The organism is Flexivirga sp., assembly GCF_035551235.1.
Taxonomy (GTDB): Bacteria; Actinomycetota; Actinomycetes; order Actinomycetales; family Dermatophilaceae; genus Flexivirga.
Map to the genome: position 1 here is coordinate 21,226 of NZ_DASZNO010000041.1, position 17,719 is coordinate 38,944.

A 17,719-nucleotide genomic window follows, 5' to 3' on the forward strand; every position below is an offset into this window, starting at 1 on the left:
GCTCACCTCTCAGGACCGTGCCCGCGTGCGCGGGTCGATGACGCCATACAGCAGGTCCACCACGAGATTCGCGCCGAGGACGGCGAGCGTGATGAAGAGGAAGACCCCTTGCATGAGCGCGTAGTCGTTGTTGGTCACGGCGTTCAGCAGACGGCTGCCGATTCCCGGGTAGGAGAAGACCTGCTCGGTGATGACGGAGCCGGAGACCACGAAACCGAGCGAGATCGCGAACCCTGCGATCGAGGGCAGCGCCGCGTTGCGCGCCGCGTAGGACCGCATGATCCGTCGGGGGGCCAGGCCCTTCGCCTCCGCCGTCAGGACGTAGTCCTCGGACAGGGTCGACACCATCATGTTGCGCATGCCGAGCAGCCAGCCGCCGACCGAGGCAAGCACGATCGTGAGCGCCGGAAGGATCGCGTGCGAGATCGCCGAACCGATGAACGCACCGTTCCAGCCGGGGTCGAAGGCCGCGTCGTAACCGCCCTGGAACGGTAGCCAGCCGAGAACACGTGACAGCAGGTACGCCAGGATGAGCGCCAGCCAGAAATATGGAACCGCTGCCAGCAGCGATGTGGCCGGCACCAACGAGTCCAGCCACGTGCCCGGCTTCCAGCCCACGAAGGCGCCCATCGCGACTCCGAGGGTCGCCGCCATGACGGTGGCGACACCGACCAGAACCACGGTCCAGGGCAGCGACGCACCGATCACGTCGGTCACCTTCGCCGGGTAGTAGCTGACGGAGACCCCGAGGTCGCCGTGGGCGATGTTGTTCAAGTACTGGAAGTACTGGGTCACGATCGACTGCGAGTCGTCACCCCCGAGCAGCAGTGCATAGGCCTTGCGGGTCTCGGGCGTGATCGTCCCGCCCCGTTGCTGGAGCTTGGCGAGCAGTATGTCGACCGGGTTTCCGGGCAACAGGCGTGGAATCGCGAAGTTGATCGTCAGCGCCGCCCATAGGGCCACGAGGTAGAACGCGAGCTTGCGGACGAAGTAGTTCATGGTGATCTCTCCCGGCGTCTCCGCGGGTCAGCCGTTCTTCGGCTGCAGGTGCTTGAAGACCTGTGCGCTGTCGAGACGCGACCACACCGCCGGGAACGCATACAGGTTCTGTTCGGAGGGCCACCCGGTGAACTTCGCGGTGTTCCATTCGCTGGTCGTCCCGCCGGTGAGCACCGGTATGTAGGGCATGTCGGCGACGATCGCCTTCTGGATCGTGGCGAACTCTCGTGTTCTGGCCGGGCTGTCACCCAACGGCATACGACTGAGCGAGTTGATCGCAGCGTCGACCTTCGGGTTGGCGTACCGCACGTAGTTGTTGCCGGCGGGCTTGCCCACCTTGGCCCCGGACGACGAGTCGAAGAAGTAGTTGTAGAGGTAGTACGGGTCTGATGTCGGTCCCTGGTAGAGCGAGTCGATGACCAACTGGAACTTGCCGTTGACCTTCTTGTCCGTCCACTCGTTCCAGGAGGACTGCTCCGCCCTGATCTCGATGCCTGCGGCCTTGGCCTGCGAGGTGATGGTGTTGATTGCGGTGATGTAGTCGGTCCAGCCGGTGACGACCTGGATCGTCAGCGACAGGCGCCGGCCGTTCTTCTGATAGATCCCGTCAGCACCCTTCGTCCAGCCGTCGGCCCGCAGGATCTGCGCCGCTTTGTCACCCTTGGCGGTGGACGGCGCGAGCTTCTCGTCGACCGCGTCGGAGACGTACTTGTCCTGACTCGGCGTCAGCGCGAAGCTGGGCGAGATCTTTCCCGCCGTACCCATGAATGCGAGCTTGTTCAACTGCGTGCGGTCGATCGCGTAGTAGAGCGCGTGCCGAACCGCCGGATCGGTCTGCGGGCCGGTGCACCCCTGTGCCGCGCTGGAACACGCAGCGAGCACCATTTGGCTCTGCCACTGGGTGAACGCGTCGTAGTTCGGGAACTGCTGGTGGGTCTTCTGCACGTTCGGGATGGGACCGGTGTTCCAGTCGATCGTGCCGCCGGCGATCCCGTCCGCGCCCGCTTGGTTGCCGGACAGCGCCATCCAGCGGATCTGCTGCACCTTGGGTGCGCCTCCCCAGTAGTGCGGGTTCGCTGCGAACGTGAAGGCCTGGGGCTTGAAGGACTTGAGCAGATAGGCGCCGGTGCCGACGGGCTTGGCCACGACGTCCTTCGTGGGGTTGATGCTCGCCCACAAGTGCTTCGGCACGATGACCGAGCTCAGGATGTCGGGGCCCTTCACGAACGCCGGCTCGGCGAAGCTGAAGACGACGTGTGTGGCGTCCACCTTGCGGACCGAGCCCTTGAAACCGATCGCGTTGATCGACGGGTTCCGCTTGAGCAGGTTGAAGGTGAAGACGACGTCGTCGGCGGTGAACGCTTTGCCGTCGCTCCACTTCACCCCGCTGCGCAACGTCACCGCGAGCCGGGTGCCCGACTTGTTCCAGGACTGCTTGGTGGCCAGGAGCGGCACCGGCTTGCTGGCCTTCGCCTTGTTGTAGAAGAACAGCGGCTCGTAGATGGTGCCGACGCCCCCGATGCTGGAGGGCGAGTACGGGTTGAAGTTGATCTGGTAGTCGCCGGACTGTCCGGTGTACGCGACGAGCGTCGAGGCATGACCGGAAGGGGAACCGGTGCCGCCGGAGCCGCTGCATCCGGTGACGAGCAGCGTGCATGCCGCCGCACCGGCACCGAGGGCGAGCAGCCCGCGACGGCGGCGAATCTGGGGAGATCGAGGGTTGTTCGGCATCTGAGTGGTCCTTTTCATGAGAGGGGCGGCGGCCTCGGCCGGCGGCGTTCCCGAGTGATGCAGGTCATACTTGCGTTATTAAATTAACCTTGTCAAGATATTCACCCGATCACATTCGAACCCGTCTGCCGGCGCCCGCCGAGAGGTGACCCATGCTCTGTCGCGACCTGCCCCACAACGTCCTCCTGCGCCGGGACGGCGTCGGGATCGTCGTGCACGTGCCCGAGGACGGGCTGCCCACGGTTGTCCATTGGGGTGCGGATCCGGGCGAGCTCGGCGCTCCGGATCTACGCGCGCTCTGCGACGCGGGTGGGCGACAGACTCCACCGGGAACACTGGACGCCGCCTGGCAGCTCAGCGTGTTGCCGCACGAGGTCGATGGCTGGGCAGGTCGGCCCGGAATCCTGATCTCGTCCGAGGCGCGACCGGTGTGGCCGCAGTGGCGAACCGTCGAGACGAACCACCGGGATCACGCACTCCAGTTCACCGCCGCAGACGAGCAGAACGGACTTCGGCTGCGGACCCGGCTCGCGCTCGAGGACGGCGGGATCGCCACCCTGACCCACGAACTGGAGAACACCGGCCCGGCGACGCTCGACATCCACTGGCTCGAGGCAACGCTGCCGGTGCCGAAATCAGCTGACACCGCCACTTCGTTCAGCGGCCGCTGGACCCGGGAGAAGGCACCGCACACCGCCTCGCTCCCGAGGGGTTCGGTGGTCCGCCAGACCCGACGCGGACGCGGCGGCCACGACGCACCGCACCTGCTCATCCTGTCCGAAACCACGCCGCGTGACCGGTCCGGCCAGTTGTGGTCGGTGCACCTCGGGTGGAGCGCAGACGTCAGCTACCGCACCGACCGGATGCCCGAGGCGATCACGCTGCTCGGAGCCGGCGAACTGCTGCGTCCCGGGGAGATCCGGTTGGGACCCGGCGAGTCCTACCGCACTCCCGTCGCCTGGTTCGGCTGGAGCGACGCCGGCCTGGATGGCCTGTCCGCCGCGTTCCACACCGCCCTGCGCGCGCGGCCGGGACACCCGCGCACCGCGCGCCCGCTGGTCCTTAACACCTGGGAAGCCGTCTACTTCGACCATCAACCGGACCGCATCCTCGCCCTGGCCGAACGCGCCGCCTCGGTCGGCGTCGAGCGCTTCGTTCTCGATGATGGCTGGTTCCCCGCCCGACGCGACGACGCACACGGCCTCGGCGACTGGATCGTCGACCGCACCGTCTGGCCGTCGGGCCTCCGGCCGCTCGCGGATCGGGTCCACGGACTGGGCATGCAGTTCGGCCTCTGGTTCGAGCCCGAGATGACCAACCTGGACTCCGAGCTCGCCCGGCAGCACCCCAACTGGTTGCTGGACGACCCGGTCGTCGTGCCCGCCCCGGATGGCCTGTCCTGGCGCAACCAGTACGTCGTGGACCTCGCCGACCCGGAGGCATTCGCCCACATCCGGGCACAGCTGAGCGCGTTGATCGATGAACTGTCCCTCGATTTCATCAAATGGGACCACAACCGTGACCTGGTCGCGCCGGTCCACGCCGGACGGCCCGGGACACACACGCAGACGCGGGCGACATACCGACTGCTGCGCGAGCTACGGACCGCGCATCCCGGCCTGGAGATCGAATCCTGCTCGAGCGGTGGCGCTCGTACCGACCTTGGCATCCTGGAACTCACCGACCGGGTCTGGGCGTCCGACTGCAACGATGCGATCGAGCGCCAGGACATCCAGCGCTGGACACAGCTGCTGCTGCCACCCGAGCTCGTGGGTGGGCACGTCGGACCCGACACCGCACATACCACCGGTCGCGCGATCGACCTGTCCTATCGGGTCGCGACCAGCCTGATGGGCTCGGCCGGCCTCGAGTGGAACCTGTTGGACTGCAGTGATACCGAGTTGACCGCGATCACCGCCTTCGCCGCGCTGTACAAGGAGTTACGTCATGTCATCCACGGCGGGACGATCGTGCACGCCGACACCCTCGACCCCGCGCTGCGCGTGACCGGTGCCGTGCTCCCCGACCGCAGCGAAGGTGTCTGGACCGTCGCGACCGTCGGCACGCTGGAGGACGCGTTGCCCGAGCGCATTCGGCTGCACGGCCTCGATCCGAACCGGCGCTACCGGGTCCGGGTCCGCGACGACGTGGGTGTGCCGAAGCACTGGATCACGCCGCCCTGGATCTCGGCGGGCGGGGTGACGCTGCCGGGAAGTGCACTGGCCACCCATGGCCTGCAGATCCCGGCTCTCTGGCCCGCGCAGGCGTTCATCCTGCACGTCGTCGCGGAGTAGTCAGTCCAGTAGTCAGTTCCGTGGGCGCGCCGTCGTGCCGCGCTGCACGATCTGCGCACCGGCGGCGTGAACGATCGTCTGGAGCTCGCCACGATGCATGTCGAGAAGGACCGACGCCAGGATCCGGCCGAGTTCGTGGACATCCCTGCTCACCACGGACAGTGGCGGATCGGCCAGCCGGCACGGCGGCGAATCGTCCCACGCGAGGAACGAAACGTCCTGCGGCACGGCCAGTCCGAGCTCGCCGACGACCTCGAGCGCGGCAACCGCCATCAAGTCGTTGTCGAAGATGATCGCGGTGGGTCGCTCCGGTATGGCGAGCAGCTCCCGCACGCAAGCGACCCCGGACCGCGACGAGTAGTCACCCTCGACAGTGCTGCCCACGACACCGGCCCGGGCAACGGCCTCGTCGAATGCGGCCGTCCGCGCACCCGTATGACTGAGCCGTTGGGGGCCCGATACCCGACCGAGGACCCGGTGACCGAGGCCGACGAGGAACTCCACCGCTGTCGTCATGGCCGCGGAGTTGTCGACGTCGACGACCGAGATCCGCTCTGTCGCCTCCTCGATCTGTCCTCCGAGCACGACCGCCGGCAGCCCCAACTCGCGACATCTGTCCACTCGCCGGTCTCCCTCGGCGAGGTCGACGAGGACGACGCCGGCGAGTTCGGGAACACCCGCCCACCGCTCGAACTCCGCGAGTTCCTCCTCCTCGGAGACGAACAGCCGCAACACGATACTTGCCCCGTGCTCGTCGAGGGCCGCCTCCAATCCGGCCAGCAGGGCCTCGTAGAAGGGGTTCGTCCCGTGCCCCGCGTCGCTGCGTTGCACACCGATCGCGAACCGCGGCGCCACCGCGACGTTGTCACCCATGATGGGCATTATCGGTGACCGCACGACATACTGCACCCGTGAGGACGACCACGGAGGAGCCAGTCGCGTGGCACACCCACAGGTGACCGCCGCCACGAGCCGAGGGCTGGTCCTCGACGTGGTGCGCTCCGAGGGCCCGATCAGCCGCGTCGAGCTGGCGGAACGAACCGGTCTGACCCAGGCCAGCATCTCCCACCTCGTCCGCGCTCTGCTGCGCGACGGGCTCCTCGTCGAGACCGGCGAGCGCACCTACACCGGCGGGAAGCCGCGTGTCATGCTCACCCTCGACCCGTCGGCGCGATGCGGTGTGGGCGTCCAGTTGGGCGCCGACTGGATCGTCATCGTCGTCGCCGACGCCAGCGGAGCCGAGGTGGCCCGGACACGTGTGCACGGAGCCCGCGGTCGTCAGCCGGACGATGTGGTGAGCGACGTCGCCGCCCACGTAGACCTCACGCTGCGCATCGCCGGTGTCGAGCATGCGACCGTTGCCGGGATCGGCCTGGTAGCCCCCGGCGCCCTGGACCTCGACGCCGGATCGATCCGCTTCTCCCCGAGTCTGACGACGTGGGAGGGCTACCCGGTGCAGGAGCTGTTGGAGCAGCGGACCGGTCTACCGGTGGTGCTCGACAACGATGCGACGGCCGCGGCCATCGGCGAGTTCTGGAACGGAGCCATCTCGGCATCGGTGGCACACGGGACCATCTACATGGGGGCCACCATCGGCGCGGGCATCGTGATCGCCGGCTCGGTCTACCGCGGCGCCAGTTCCAACACCGGCCCGCTGGGTCGCCTACGGTTCGGTGCGGCCGATCGTCCCACGCTCGAGGAACTCGCCGGCCCGGCGGCCGTCGCGGCGCAGGCGCGCGCCGCACTTGCGGGCGGCAGACCGTCGCAGGTTCGCCTGTCCGCCGACGGTGATCCATTCAGCGACTTCAGCGCCGTCGCCACCGCGGCCGTCCGCGGAGACGCCTTGTGCATCGAACTCATCGAAGGCTCGGCGGACCGGCTCGCCGACGCCGCGCTGATCGCCGTCGACATGTTCGACCTGGATTCGGTCGTGCTCGCCGGGCCCTCGCTCACGATCGCCGGCTCCTTGTACCTGCGCCTGATCGAGCGTCGGGTCCGTGCCGAGTCGTATGTCGCCGGCATCCACCGAGTCGCCGTCAAACTGTCCATGCAGGTCACCGACGCAGCCGCTGTGGGCGCCGCGTCGTTGGTGCTGCAGAACGACCTCGCGCCGCGACAACTCGGCATCGGCTGAGCCCCGCACCGCAATTCCGGTTTCCCGTTGCCCGAACATCACGACGCACCAGCCCGGCGTATCGTCGCCGGAGTCCCGCCCCCTTCGAAGGAGAATGCCCGTGCCCACATTGACCGTCGTCGACCGCCCGGTCGCCAAGAGCAAGAGCGATGCACTGGTCGTGCTCGCGGTCCAGGACGGTGACAACGCGCAGGTGGCCGCCACGCCGGCGCTCGCGCCGGAGGCCCGCGAGCACATCGACGCCAACCTGCTGGCCCTGTCCGCCACCGGAGCGGTCGACGAGATCACCCGGCTGGCCGGCGTTCCCGGCATCGACGGCGCTGTCGTCGTGACCGGTTCCGGACTCGCCGGTGCGCCGTCCGACGACGACGCCGAGGCGCTCCGCCGCGCGGCCGGTGCCGCCGTCCGCGCCCTGTCCGGGAAGGTCGCCACCGTCACGGTCGCGTTCCCGTCCTCCAGCGCGGCGCAGGTCGTCGCGACCGCCGAGGGCGCCCTCTTCGGGTCGTACACCTTCACGTCATACAAGTCGAATGGCGGTGCAACGAAACAACTTTCGAAGATCACCGTGTTGACCTCGCTTGCCAAGGACAAGGATGTCAAGTCCGGCGTGCAGCAGGCACAGGTCGTGGGCACGCACCGCGCGTGGGCCCAGGACCTGGTCAACACTCCCCCGCTGGACCTCTACCCCGAGTCGTTCGCCGCCTCGGTGAAGGAGCACTTCGCCGGCACCAAGGTCAAGGTCAAGGTGCTCGACGAGAAGGCGCTGGCCAAGGAGTCGTGCGGCGGCCTGATCGGCGTCGGCCGTGGCTCTGCCCGTCCGCCCCGGATGGTCGTGCTCAGCTACGAACCCGCCCGCGCGAAGTCGCATCTCGCGTTCGTCGGCAAGGGCATCACCTTCGACTCCGGCGGCCTGTGCATCAAGCCGGCCGACGGCATGGTCACGATGAAGTGCGACATGGCGGGAGCCGCTGCGGTCGCCGCTGCAACGGCCGCCATCGCCGAGCTCGGACTGCCGGTCGCCGTCACGACCTACCTGTGCCTCGCCGAGAACCTGACGGGCTCCGACGCGCAACGTCCCGGTGACGTGGTCACCATGCCGAACGGTCGCACGGTCGAGATCATCAACACCGACGCCGAGGGTCGCCTCGTGATGGCCGACGGTCTCGCGCTCGCTTCCCGCCAGGAGCCGGACCTGCTCATCGACGTCGCCACCCTGACCGGCGCGGCCGTGCTGTCGCTCGGCACGCGCACCGCCGCAGTGCTCGGCAACGACGACGCACTGCGCGACGAGGTCGTCGCCGCGGCCGGTGCGGCCGGCGAGGACCTGTGGCCGATCCCCCTGCTGCAGCACCTGCGCTCGGGCATGAAGTCGCTCGTCGCCGACACCAAGCACACCGGTGCCCGGCAGGGCGGCATGATCGTCGCGTCGCTCTTCCTGCAGGACTTCGTGGGTGACGACGCGGACGGCGCACAGCTGCCGTGGGCGCACCTGGACATCGCGGGCCCGGCATACTCCACCGACGACGCCTACGGGTATGTCGGCAAGGGCGCCTCGGGCTACGGCGTGCGCACCCTGGTGCAGTTGGCGCGCAGCCGCGGCTGAGGCCGAAAACCGTTCAGAACAAAGGGAATCCCACACCGATCCGGTGTGGGATTCTCTCTGTTCTGGTGCGTGGATCGATCATCCGGACTTGCGGCGGAACATCTGCTGCGCGCCACTGGTCTCGGCGTCGTGCGCACCGTTGACCTTCGTGTGCGCCGACTTGTCCGAGACGTCGGTGCCGCCGTGTGCGTGCTTCTTGTCCAAGGCTTCGCGGAACTTGCGCTTGACCTCGTCACTCGGTCCTTGCTTGTCCGTCATAAAAGGGCCTCCTCGCAGTTGATTCAGCACGGCTTGAGTGCACCACTCTCGCACGCGCGGCCACCGGTCGCCACCGGTTAACGCTGCCGTCGCGGCGTTGTCGTGAGACCGCTGCCACGCGACGAGTGGGCAAGTGCCAAGATTGGCGATGGCACCTTCGCCTTCGCCAGGAAGTTAATCTGGCAGGCACAGGAAGCTTGAGGTGCGTTGGCGTTGCAGGGAGCTTGCGACTCGCAGTGCCAACGCAGAGCAAGCCTCTTGGGTGTCACCGACATTCATCGCGAGACGCAAGGGAGCGTTCCGAGTATGACGGCATCCGCCGACAGCTTCGACCTGGTGATCCTCGGTGGCGGTAGCGGCGGCTACGCCTGCGCCTTCCGGGCAGCCGAGCTCGGACTACGGGTCGCACTCGTCGAGAAGGACAAGGTCGGCGGCACCTGCCTGCACCGTGGCTGCATTCCGACCAAGGCACTCCTGCATGCGGCCGAGGTTGCCGACACCGCCCGGGACGGCGCCAGGTTCGGGGTCAAGACGACCTTCGAGTCGGTCGACATGACCGGGGTGCACCGCTACAAGGACGGCGTCATCGGCCGGCTCTACAAGGGGCTGCAGGGCCTGGTGAAGTCGCACGACATCACCTACGTGGAGGGCACCGGGCGGCTCAGCTCCCCGAGCACCGTGACGGTCGGTGACCGGGTCCTCACCGGCAAGAACGTCGTGCTCGCGACCGGCTCTTACGCCAAGACGCTGCCGGGAGTCGACATCGGCGGCCGGATCGTCACCAGCGACCAGGCACTCACCCTCGAGGACGTCCCCTCTCGCGTCATCGTTCTCGGCGGTGGGGTCATCGGCGTCGAATTCGCCTCAGTCTTCTCTTCGTTCGGCGCCGAAGTCACGATCGTCGAGGCACTCCCCCGGCTCGTCGCAGCCGAGGACGAAGCGATCTCCAAGCAGCTCGAGCGTGCCTTCAAGAAGCGCAAGATCAAGGCGCTGACGGGTGCCAAGCTCGCGTCCGCGACCCAGGCGGGCGACGAGGTGACGGTGACACTGGAGTCCGGCGACACGCTCACCGCCGACCTGTTGCTCGTCGCCGTCGGCCGCGGGCCGGTGACCGAGGACCTCGGGTATGCCGAAGCCGGCGTCACGATCGACCGCGGTTTCGTCATCACCGACGAGCGCTGCCGGACCGGCGTGCCCGGCGTCTACGCGGTCGGCGACATCGTGCCTGGCCTGCAGCTGGCGCACCGCGGCTTCGCACAGGGCATCTTCGTGGCGGAGGACATCGCCGGCAAGGCGCCCACACCGATCGAGGAATCCGGCATACCGCGCGTCACCTACTGCGACCCCGAGATCGCCTCGGTCGGCCTGACGGAGGCCGCCGCGCGTGAGAAGCACGGCGACTCCACGACGGGCTACGAGTACCCGCTCGGTGGCAACGGCAAGAGCCAGATCCTGCAGACCCAGGGCTTCGTGAAGGTCGTCCGCGCGGGTGACACCGGCGCCGTCGTGGGCGTGCACATGATCGGCGCCCGGATGGGTGAGCAGGTCGGCGAGGCCCAGCTCATCGTCGGCTGGGAGGCACTGCCCGACGATGTCGCATCACTGATCCATGCCCACCCGACCCAGAACGAAGCCCTCGGCGAAGCCCACCTGGCCCTCGCCGGTAAACCCCTGCACGCCCATGCGTGAGAAAACCGAATTTAAATCCGAACAAGCACGGCAGGCTTAGGATGCGTTGGCGTTGCAGGGAGCTTGCGACTCGCAACGCAACGCAGAATGAGCCTCACTGCACATCTAGCCCCCAAGATCTAGGAGACTTGAGTCCATGTCTGAACGCGTGACAATGCCCGCACTCGGCGAGTCGGTGACAGAGGGCACCGTGACTCGGTGGCTCAAGGAGGTCGGCGAGGAGGTTGCGGTCGACGAACCGCTGCTGGAGGTCTCGACCGACAAGGTCGACACCGAGATCCCGTCGCCCGTCGCCGGCACACTGCAAGAGGTGCTCGTCGAGGAGGACGAGACCGTCCCTGTCGGCGCGGACCTCGCGGTGATCGGTGACGGCGCGGCCGCACCGGCGAGCGACTCCGGATCCGGCAACCAGGCTGCGCCCGCCGAGGCACCGGCTGCTGCAGCGGAGCCAGCTGCAGCAACCGCACCGGCGCAGCAGCAGGCCGAGCAGGAGTCCGCCCCAGCCCCTTCCGGTGGCGAGGTCACCGGCGGCGAGAAGGTCACCATGCCGGCGCTCGGCGAGTCCGTCACCGAGGGCACGATCACCCGCTGGTTGAAGGCAGAGGGTGACGATGTCGAGGTCGACGAGCCGCTGCTCGAGGTCTCCACCGACAAGGTCGACACCGAGGTGCCGTCCCCGGTTGCGGGCAAGCTGAGCAAGATCCTGGTGCAGGAGGACGAGACCGTTCCGGTCGGTGCCGACCTGGCCGTGATCGGCGGCGAGTCCTCCGGTGGTCCGGCAGCCGCCGAGGAGAAGCCCGCCGACAAGCCGGCGGAGCCGGCCAAGGAAGCGGAGCCGGCCAAGCAGGAGGCACCGGCGCAGCCCGAGCCGCCGAAGCAGGAGGCGCCGGCAGCCGCTGCCGCACCGGCTCCGGCCGCTGCACCCGCCCCCGCTCCGGCCGCTGCACCCGCGCCCGCTGCCCCGGCGGCGTCGAGTGCTTCGGGCGATCGCGAACCCGCGTCGTACGTCACGCCGCTGGTGCGCAAGCTCGCTGCCGAGAACGGCGTGGACCTGTCCACTGTGACCGGCACCGGCGTCGGTGGCCGCATCCGCAAGCAGGACGTCCTCGACGCGGCCAAGCCGGCCGAGCCGGAGCCCGCAGCAGCACCGGAGGCAGCACCTGCACCGGCAGCATCGGGATCCGCGAAACCCGCTGCGGTGCCGGAGGTTTCGGCCAAGCGGGGCACCACCGAGAAGATGACCCGCATGCGCAAGCTCATCGCCACGCGCATGGTCGAGTCGCTGCAGGTTTCGGCGCAGCTCACCACGGTCGTCGAGGTCGACGTCACCAAGGTCGCACGGCTGCGTGCGCGCAGCAAGGCGGCGTTCGAGCAGCGCGAGGGCGTCAAGCTCAGCTTCATGCCGTTCTTCGCGCTGGCCGCGGTGGAGGCGTTGAAGGCCTACCCGCAGGTGAACGCCAGTGTCGAGGGTGACTCGATCGTCTACCACCCGCAGGAGAACCTCGGCATCGCCGTGGACACCGACCGCGGCCTGATGGTGCCGGTGATCCGCGACGCCGGTGACCTGAACATCGCCGGGCTGTCCCGCAAGATCGCCGACCTCGCCGAGCGGACCCGCACCAACAAGGTCAAGCCCGATGAGCTGGGTGGCGGCACGTTCACGCTGACCAACACCGGCAGCCGTGGTGCACTCTTCGACACCCCGATCATCAACCAGCCGCAGGTCGGCATCCTGGGCACCGGCACGGTCGTCAAGCGGCCCGTCGTCGTCACCGACGCCGACGGCGGCGAGACGATCGCGATCCGCTCGATGGTCTACCTCGCCCTATCCTACGACCACCGGATAGTCGACGGCGCGGACGCCGCGCGGTTCCTGGTGGCGATGAAGGAACGTCTTGAAGAAGGTGCCTTCGAGGTCTGACGAAGCGTGCAGTGCAGGTTGGAGGCCGACGAAGGAGGCATCCGGCCGGAGCGGAACGCGAGGAAGACCGACAGAGAATTCGAGGTCTGAGGTCTGAGGTCTGAGACCACACGATTCGACCCGAGCGGTCACTTACCTGCCGGTAGACGCGGTCTACTCGCCGGTTCGTGACCGCTCGGGTCGTTCTGTATGTCGACAGGGGTGCCGCGGCCGTCGTACCGACGCCGCAGTGCGCGAGACTGGACACCTGACATTGCACGCGATCAGGAGGTCCTCATGCGTATCGCCATCACCGGGTCATCGGGGCTGATCGGCACCGCGCTGACCCGTGCGCTCGAGGAGCGGGGGGACGAGGTCGTCAAGCTGGTACGCCGGGGGGCGACCGCCGCGGACGAGATCACCTGGCATCCTGCCCGCGGCGAACTCGATCACACTGCCCTGCACGGTGTTTCGGCGGTCGTGAACCTCGCCGGAGCCGGTATCGGTGACAAGCGGTGGACCGCGGCATACAAGCGCACGCTCGTCGACTCACGGGTCGACAGCACGAGCACGATCGTCGATGCGCTCACCCGGCTGCGGGAACCGGTGCGCCTGGTGAACGGCTCGGCCATGGGCTACTACGGCGATCGTGGCGAGGAGACCGTGGACGAGGAGTCCACGCCCGGCTCCGGATTCCTCGTGGACCTGGTCACCGCGTGGGAGGCCGCAACGGCACCCGCTGCGGCCGCGGGCCTGCCGGTCGCGATCGCGCGCACGGGGCTGGTCCTCTCCCCCGACGGTGGCCTGATGGATCGGGTGCTGCCGCTGGCCAAGCTCGGGCTCGGCGGTCCGCTGGGCAACGGCCGCCAGTGGTGGTCGTGGATCACGCTGCAGGACGAGGTGCGCGCGCTCCTGCACCTGATCGACCACCCGGAGATCACCGGGCCGATCAATCTCGCGGTGCCGGCCGAGTCGGCCGTGCGGCAGCGCGACGCCATGCACTCACTCGGTCACGTGCTGCATCGTCCGTCGTTCGTGCCGGCACCCGCCCCAGCGCTGCGGATCGTCCTCGGCGAACTCGCGGGCGACGCCCTCGCCAGCACCCGTATGGCGCCAACGGTGTTGCAGCACAGCGGTTTCGAGTGGACCTACACGGACATCAACCAGGCCATGCGGTATGTCGCGGGGGTCTCCTGATCGGTCCGGTCAGCCGAGTGACGCCGCGATCTCCCGCAACCGGTCATGCACCCCGGCGTACGCCGTGAATCCCGGCAGGTGTGCCTTCGCGACCTTGCCGACGACGGTGTAGTTCGAGTCGCACACGTTCGCGACCGGCGTGAGCGCGGTCTGTGAGACCAGTTGGTAGGCATCCAGCTGCGACAGGCCGACGCCCTCGGCGATCCAGTGCACGAGGTCGGCGTGGCTGATCCGGAAGGCGTCCTCCAGCGGCCGGGTCGAGCCGGTGGACATGATGTAGCTGTCGTCCTCGAGCCTCGGCCATGGGGTGGGAACGCCCTTGATCAACTCGACCGCGAACGTCGTGTCCATCGCGGTCTCGACGGCGACACCGCACGTCTCTCCCTCACCCTGGCGGGCATGCCCGTCGCCGAGACTGAGCAACGCGCCCGGCACGTTGACGCCGAGGTAACACGTTGTGCCGGCACGCATTTCGGGGGTGTCCATGTTGCCGCCCCACGACCCGGGCGTGAGGGCGGACCGCACCTCACCCAGCGGAGGGGCGACACCGACCGTGCCGTGCATCGGCTCCATCGGCAGATCGATCGTCAGCTCGGAGTCCAGTGCGTGATAGCGCACCAGGCGTGCCGCGACGTCGAGGTCGTAGATCCACGTGCGCTCCGGCAGTGGCTCGTGCAGCAGCGCGGTGTAGGGGGTCGCGGTCAGCGCCCCGAAGAGCGGGATCGTCGTGGAGACGCCGAAGTCGACGCTCGGTGTGATCGAGCAGAAGTGCACCGCGATCGTGTCGCCCGGCTCCGCGCCTTCGATGTGGAAAGGTCCCGTCTGCGGGTTGATGAACCGCGTGTCCATCACCTGCGAGGCCATATCGCTCTCGCGACGCACCCGGCCGCCGTAGCAGTCGGCGGTCCAGGTCGACACGACCGTCCCGGGACGGATCGTCGCCACGGCTTGCGCTCCGCCGAACGTGTAGACGAGGCCCTCCGGGTCCGCGTCCTTGTCCACCTCGTGACGGACAACCTCCATGTGTGCCTCCCGGCGTTGCGGCGCGTTGATCGTGCTGACCTCGACTGTATGCCGGAACGTCTAGCCGGCGGACGCATCAGCCCAATCCACTACTCGCCAGCCGTATTTGGTCCACTGCACGGACAGATCGGTCTGCTGTCCCGCTGCGGCGGGAACGGTCCGTTGTCCTTTCGCCGTCACCACGTCATACGCAGAGCGATCGATCATTGCAGTCACGTGCACGACGTCACCGGTGCCCTGCTGGACCTGTGCCGAGCGAACGGTGAACGTCAAGCCGTCGTAACGCGCCTTCTGGTCGGCTGCCGTGCGCAGGTCCTTGCGATCTCTCAGGTATGCCGGGGACCCGGCCAGCTCGGCCGCGCCGAGCCGCCCGGCATCACCGTGGGTCCACGCCGCGGCACGTGCAGCGGCGAGGCCCTGCACGACATGCACCGGGTGTGCGCCGAGCGCCTTCGCAGCATCCTTCGGTTTCACGGCTGCACTCTTGGCGCTGGGTGTCTTCGCTGCACGGCCCGTCGGCGCGGGCTTCGACGACCTCCGCGTCGGCGCCGCGCTGGACGGACCGTGCTCGGCGGCCTGTGCGGGAGCCGACGACGATCCGTTGCCGAACCCGGTGACACCCAGGGCAAGAGCACCGCCCACCACGGCGGCGCCCGCCAGCAGCCAGCGGGCCTTGGAGGGTATCCGCGTGCCGCTCTGCGCCGGCTCCGCCGCACGATGCCTCCCGCTGTCGGCCGCCGCCTGGGCACGGATCCGCCGCGTGAGGGCATCCGCTTCATTGCTCGCCGGCGCAGCGGCCGCCGCGCGACGCGCGGGAGATCCCTGCACCGGCGCCGGCTCCGGAGTGGCGCACTGCCACAGGGCGATCGCGAACTCCCCAGGTAGGGGTCGTGCCGAATCGGTATGCGCCAGAGCAGCGTTGACCAAATCACGCAGCTCATCCGGCACCTCCGGCGCGAGCTCTGCAAGGTCCGGACGCAGCGCGGCCGGCTCCGGCGGGGCACCGGTCAGTGCGCGCCAGGCGATGGCGCCGAGTGAGTAGACGTCCGACGCAGGAACCGGACTGCCGCCGGCCAGCACCTCCGGCGCTGCCCACGACTCGGTCGCCCAGACCTCGTCCCCCGCGTGCCCGGCGAGCCGGGACATGCCCAGGTCGGCGATGAGCGGCTTGCCGGCCGCGGTCAGCAGCACGTTGCCCGGACTGAGGTCACCGTGCACGAGACCCATTCCGTGCAGGTCGTGCAATGCCCGGGCCACCGGACACAGCACGGTCACCAGCTCCCCCGGCGTCAGCACACCGCGCCGGTCGAGCGTGTCGGCCAGCGAGCCGCCCTCGGCCAGTTGCATGATCATTGCGGTGCCGACGGGGTTGGTCGACAGGTCCGCCACCACCTCCTGCAACCGCACCACGTGGTCGTGCCTCAGCGACTCCAGCACGCTCAGCTCGTAGTCGAGCTGCTCCAGGTCGGCATCGAAAACCTTTGCCGCCAAACGGACTCCGTCAGAGTTGCGCACCGCCCACACCGCACCGGTCGCACCGCGACCGAGCAGGTCGAGCACGTCATACCCGGGCAGCTCGGGGCGTTGCGACGAGTCCTCGGATGCTGTGTCCACGCACAGCACGGTCGCACGCTCCGTGCTCTCTCCGCAGAAGTTGTCCACAGGGCCGGTTCCGGCGACGGGGCCGCATCTCCTTTGCGACGATGGGGACATGACAATGCTGCCCGAGGGCGTGCTGCGAGACGCTGAACCACTCGATGCACCGTGGGACGGCGTCGGCGAGGACACCGCCCGGCAGGTGAAGCTGCAGGTCCGCCCGATCGACGACGCGACCTTCGCGCTGCGGCAGTCGTCCCGGGTGAGCACGGAGGCACCCATCGGTTACCTCATCTGTGGGACCCGGCGCGCGCTCCTGCTCGACACGGGCGATGCGAAGTCGGCCGTGGAGTGTCCGCTGCGAGAGACCGTCGACGTCCTGCTGCACGACTGGGCCGATGGACGCGGGCTGCCCGACCCGACCCTGGTCGTCGCACACACGCACGGTCATTACGACCACGTCAAGGGTGACTCCCAGTTCGTCGACCGGCCGGACACGACGATCGTGGCAAAGGATGTCGACGCGGTGCACAGGTTCTTCGGATTGTCCGGAACCGTGGGTGCAACAACGGAATTCGACCTCGGTGGCCGCACGTTGATCGTCATGGCGACTCCGGGTCACGACGCACGGTCGATCACGACGGTCGACCCGACGTCCGGCGTGATGTTCTCCGGCGACACGGCCTATCCCGGCCGTCTCTACATCGACGACCTTGCGGCTGCGAAGACGTCCCTCGCCGCGATGGTCGAGCTCGCCGACACCCACGGTGTCCACACGGTGCTCGGTGCCCACATCGAGAACGACACGCACGGGGGCGACTACCCGGTCCGGACGCGCTTCCACCGCGACGAGGCACCGCTCCCGCTGACGGTCGCGCAGCTGCGGACACTGCGGGACGACGTGATCAGGACGACCGGCAAGGGCGTCCATCGGGGTGACCCGATGACGCTGTATGTCGGCAACGCCCCTCTACCGATGCTCAAGCTGCTGATCCGGGGCGCGGTATGGCGCCTCACCGGGCGCGGCTGACGCGCAACATGTGACGTGCGATCAGTGCACTGCAGATGGTGCGGCGATGTGAACGCACCATCTGCAGGCCAACCGCGCTTGACGTCGACAGACCGCAGTTAGGACCAGCAGGAGGTGCGGTATGGCGCACTGTCGAGTCTCAGGACATCGGTAGCACTGGATGTCTCAGGACATCGGTAACACCTGATGGGCGATTGCTCATGATGAGCGATGGTCAGAGATGGGGTTCCGGTGAGTCCAGAATTCGCGGTGTTGGTTGCGCGGG

At 68.2% G+C, this 17,719-nt stretch carries 13 protein-coding genes; 7 read left to right on the top strand and 6 right to left on the bottom strand.

Going from position 1 to position 17,719, the window contains the following annotated elements:
• Positions 1 to 9: 9 nt before the first annotated feature.
• Complete coding sequence (locus VG502_RS14885) at positions 10 to 999, bottom strand: ABC transporter permease (protein ID WP_325550857.1); 990 nt, start codon at positions 997 to 999, stop codon at positions 10 to 12.
• Positions 1,000 to 1,026: 27 nt separating this feature from the next.
• Positions 1,027 to 2,730 carry an ABC transporter substrate-binding protein gene (locus VG502_RS14890; protein ID WP_325550858.1) on the bottom strand — a complete coding sequence of 568 codons (1,704 nt, stop codon included), beginning with the start codon at positions 2,728 to 2,730 and terminating at the stop codon, positions 1,027 to 1,029.
• 152 nt (positions 2,731 to 2,882) lie between these two features.
• Here VG502_RS14890 and VG502_RS14895 point away from each other — a divergent pair, with 152 nt between their 5' ends.
• Positions 2,883 to 5,024, top strand: coding sequence for an alpha-galactosidase (locus VG502_RS14895; RefSeq protein ID WP_325550859.1), 2,142 nt, complete (start codon positions 2,883 to 2,885; stop codon positions 5,022 to 5,024).
• Positions 5,025 to 5,036: 12 nt separating this feature from the next.
• On the opposite strand, the gene VG502_RS14900 is transcribed toward VG502_RS14895, so the two are convergent.
• Positions 5,037 to 5,897 carry a LacI family DNA-binding transcriptional regulator gene (locus VG502_RS14900; protein WP_325550860.1) on the bottom strand — a complete coding sequence of 287 codons (861 nt, stop codon included), beginning with the start codon at positions 5,895 to 5,897 and terminating at the stop codon, positions 5,037 to 5,039.
• A 67-nt stretch (positions 5,898 to 5,964) separates the two neighbouring features.
• Between VG502_RS14900 and VG502_RS14905 the strand changes: the two genes are divergently transcribed.
• On the top strand, positions 5,965 to 7,158 hold the full coding sequence (locus tag VG502_RS14905; protein WP_325550861.1) for an ROK family transcriptional regulator: 1,194 nt from the start codon (positions 5,965 to 5,967) through the stop codon (positions 7,156 to 7,158).
• A gap of 94 nt (positions 7,159 to 7,252) precedes the next feature.
• The gene (locus VG502_RS14910; RefSeq protein WP_414655748.1) at positions 7,253 to 8,761 is read left to right on the top strand and encodes a leucyl aminopeptidase; all 1,509 of its coding nucleotides are present in this window, start codon (positions 7,253 to 7,255) and stop codon (positions 8,759 to 8,761) included.
• Between the two features lie 78 nt (positions 8,762 to 8,839).
• On the opposite strand, the gene VG502_RS14915 is transcribed toward VG502_RS14910, so the two are convergent.
• Positions 8,840 to 9,019, bottom strand: a complete 180-nt coding sequence (locus VG502_RS14915) for a DUF5302 domain-containing protein (protein WP_325550863.1) — start codon at positions 9,017 to 9,019, stop codon at positions 8,840 to 8,842.
• Between the two features lie 306 nt (positions 9,020 to 9,325).
• Between VG502_RS14915 and lpdA the strand changes: the two genes are divergently transcribed.
• From lpdA to VG502_RS14930, 3 genes are all read left to right on the top strand, one after another.
• Entirely contained in the window at positions 9,326 to 10,708 is a 1,383-nt protein-coding gene (gene lpdA, locus VG502_RS14920; protein ID WP_325550864.1) for a dihydrolipoyl dehydrogenase, read from the top strand.
• Positions 10,709 to 10,844: 136 nt separating this feature from the next.
• Positions 10,845 to 12,629, top strand: coding sequence for a 2-oxoglutarate dehydrogenase, E2 component, dihydrolipoamide succinyltransferase (gene sucB, locus VG502_RS14925; RefSeq protein ID WP_325550865.1), 1,785 nt, complete (start codon positions 10,845 to 10,847; stop codon positions 12,627 to 12,629).
• A gap of 276 nt (positions 12,630 to 12,905) precedes the next feature.
• Positions 12,906 to 13,805 carry a TIGR01777 family oxidoreductase gene (locus tag VG502_RS14930; RefSeq protein WP_325550866.1) on the top strand — a complete coding sequence of 300 codons (900 nt, stop codon included), beginning with the start codon at positions 12,906 to 12,908 and terminating at the stop codon, positions 13,803 to 13,805.
• A 9-nt stretch (positions 13,806 to 13,814) separates the two neighbouring features.
• Here the strand turns inward: VG502_RS14930 and VG502_RS14935 are convergent, their stop codons facing one another.
• Positions 13,815 to 14,828: an acetamidase/formamidase family protein gene (locus tag VG502_RS14935; protein ID WP_325550867.1), complete on the bottom strand. Its 1,014-nt coding sequence runs from the start codon at positions 14,826 to 14,828 to the stop codon at positions 13,815 to 13,817.
• A gap of 60 nt (positions 14,829 to 14,888) precedes the next feature.
• Positions 14,889 to 16,442, bottom strand: coding sequence for a serine/threonine-protein kinase (locus VG502_RS14940; protein ID WP_325550868.1), 1,554 nt, complete (start codon positions 16,440 to 16,442; stop codon positions 14,889 to 14,891).
• 97 nt (positions 16,443 to 16,539) lie between these two features.
• Between VG502_RS14940 and VG502_RS14945 the strand changes: the two genes are divergently transcribed.
• Positions 16,540 to 17,454: an MBL fold metallo-hydrolase gene (locus VG502_RS14945; protein ID WP_325550869.1), complete on the top strand. Its 915-nt coding sequence runs from the start codon at positions 16,540 to 16,542 to the stop codon at positions 17,452 to 17,454.
• The last annotated feature ends 265 nt before the right edge of the window (positions 17,455 to 17,719 follow it).

Coding starts and splice junctions, on each gene's coding strand:
- VG502_RS14910 (WP_414655748.1), top strand. CDS start 7,253: ATGCCCGTGCCCACATTGACCGTCGTCGACCGCCCGGTCGCCAAGAGC.
- VG502_RS14885 (WP_325550857.1), bottom strand. CDS start 999: ATGAACTACTTCGTCCGCAAGCTCGCGTTCTACCTCGTGGCCCTATGG.
- VG502_RS14890 (WP_325550858.1), bottom strand. CDS start 2,730: ATGCCGAACAACCCTCGATCTCCCCAGATTCGCCGCCGTCGCGGGCTG.
- VG502_RS14945 (WP_325550869.1), top strand. CDS start 16,540: ATGACAATGCTGCCCGAGGGCGTGCTGCGAGACGCTGAACCACTCGAT.
- VG502_RS14915 (WP_325550863.1), bottom strand. CDS start 9,019: ATGACGGACAAGCAAGGACCGAGTGACGAGGTCAAGCGCAAGTTCCGC.
- sucB (WP_325550865.1), top strand. CDS start 10,845: ATGTCTGAACGCGTGACAATGCCCGCACTCGGCGAGTCGGTGACAGAG.
- VG502_RS14935 (WP_325550867.1), bottom strand. CDS start 14,828: ATGGAGGTTGTCCGTCACGAGGTGGACAAGGACGCGGACCCGGAGGGC.
- VG502_RS14895 (WP_325550859.1), top strand. CDS start 2,883: ATGCTCTGTCGCGACCTGCCCCACAACGTCCTCCTGCGCCGGGACGGC.
- VG502_RS14900 (WP_325550860.1), bottom strand. CDS start 5,897: ATGGGTGACAACGTCGCGGTGGCGCCGCGGTTCGCGATCGGTGTGCAA.
- VG502_RS14930 (WP_325550866.1), top strand. CDS start 12,906: ATGCGTATCGCCATCACCGGGTCATCGGGGCTGATCGGCACCGCGCTG.
- lpdA (WP_325550864.1), top strand. CDS start 9,326: ATGACGGCATCCGCCGACAGCTTCGACCTGGTGATCCTCGGTGGCGGT.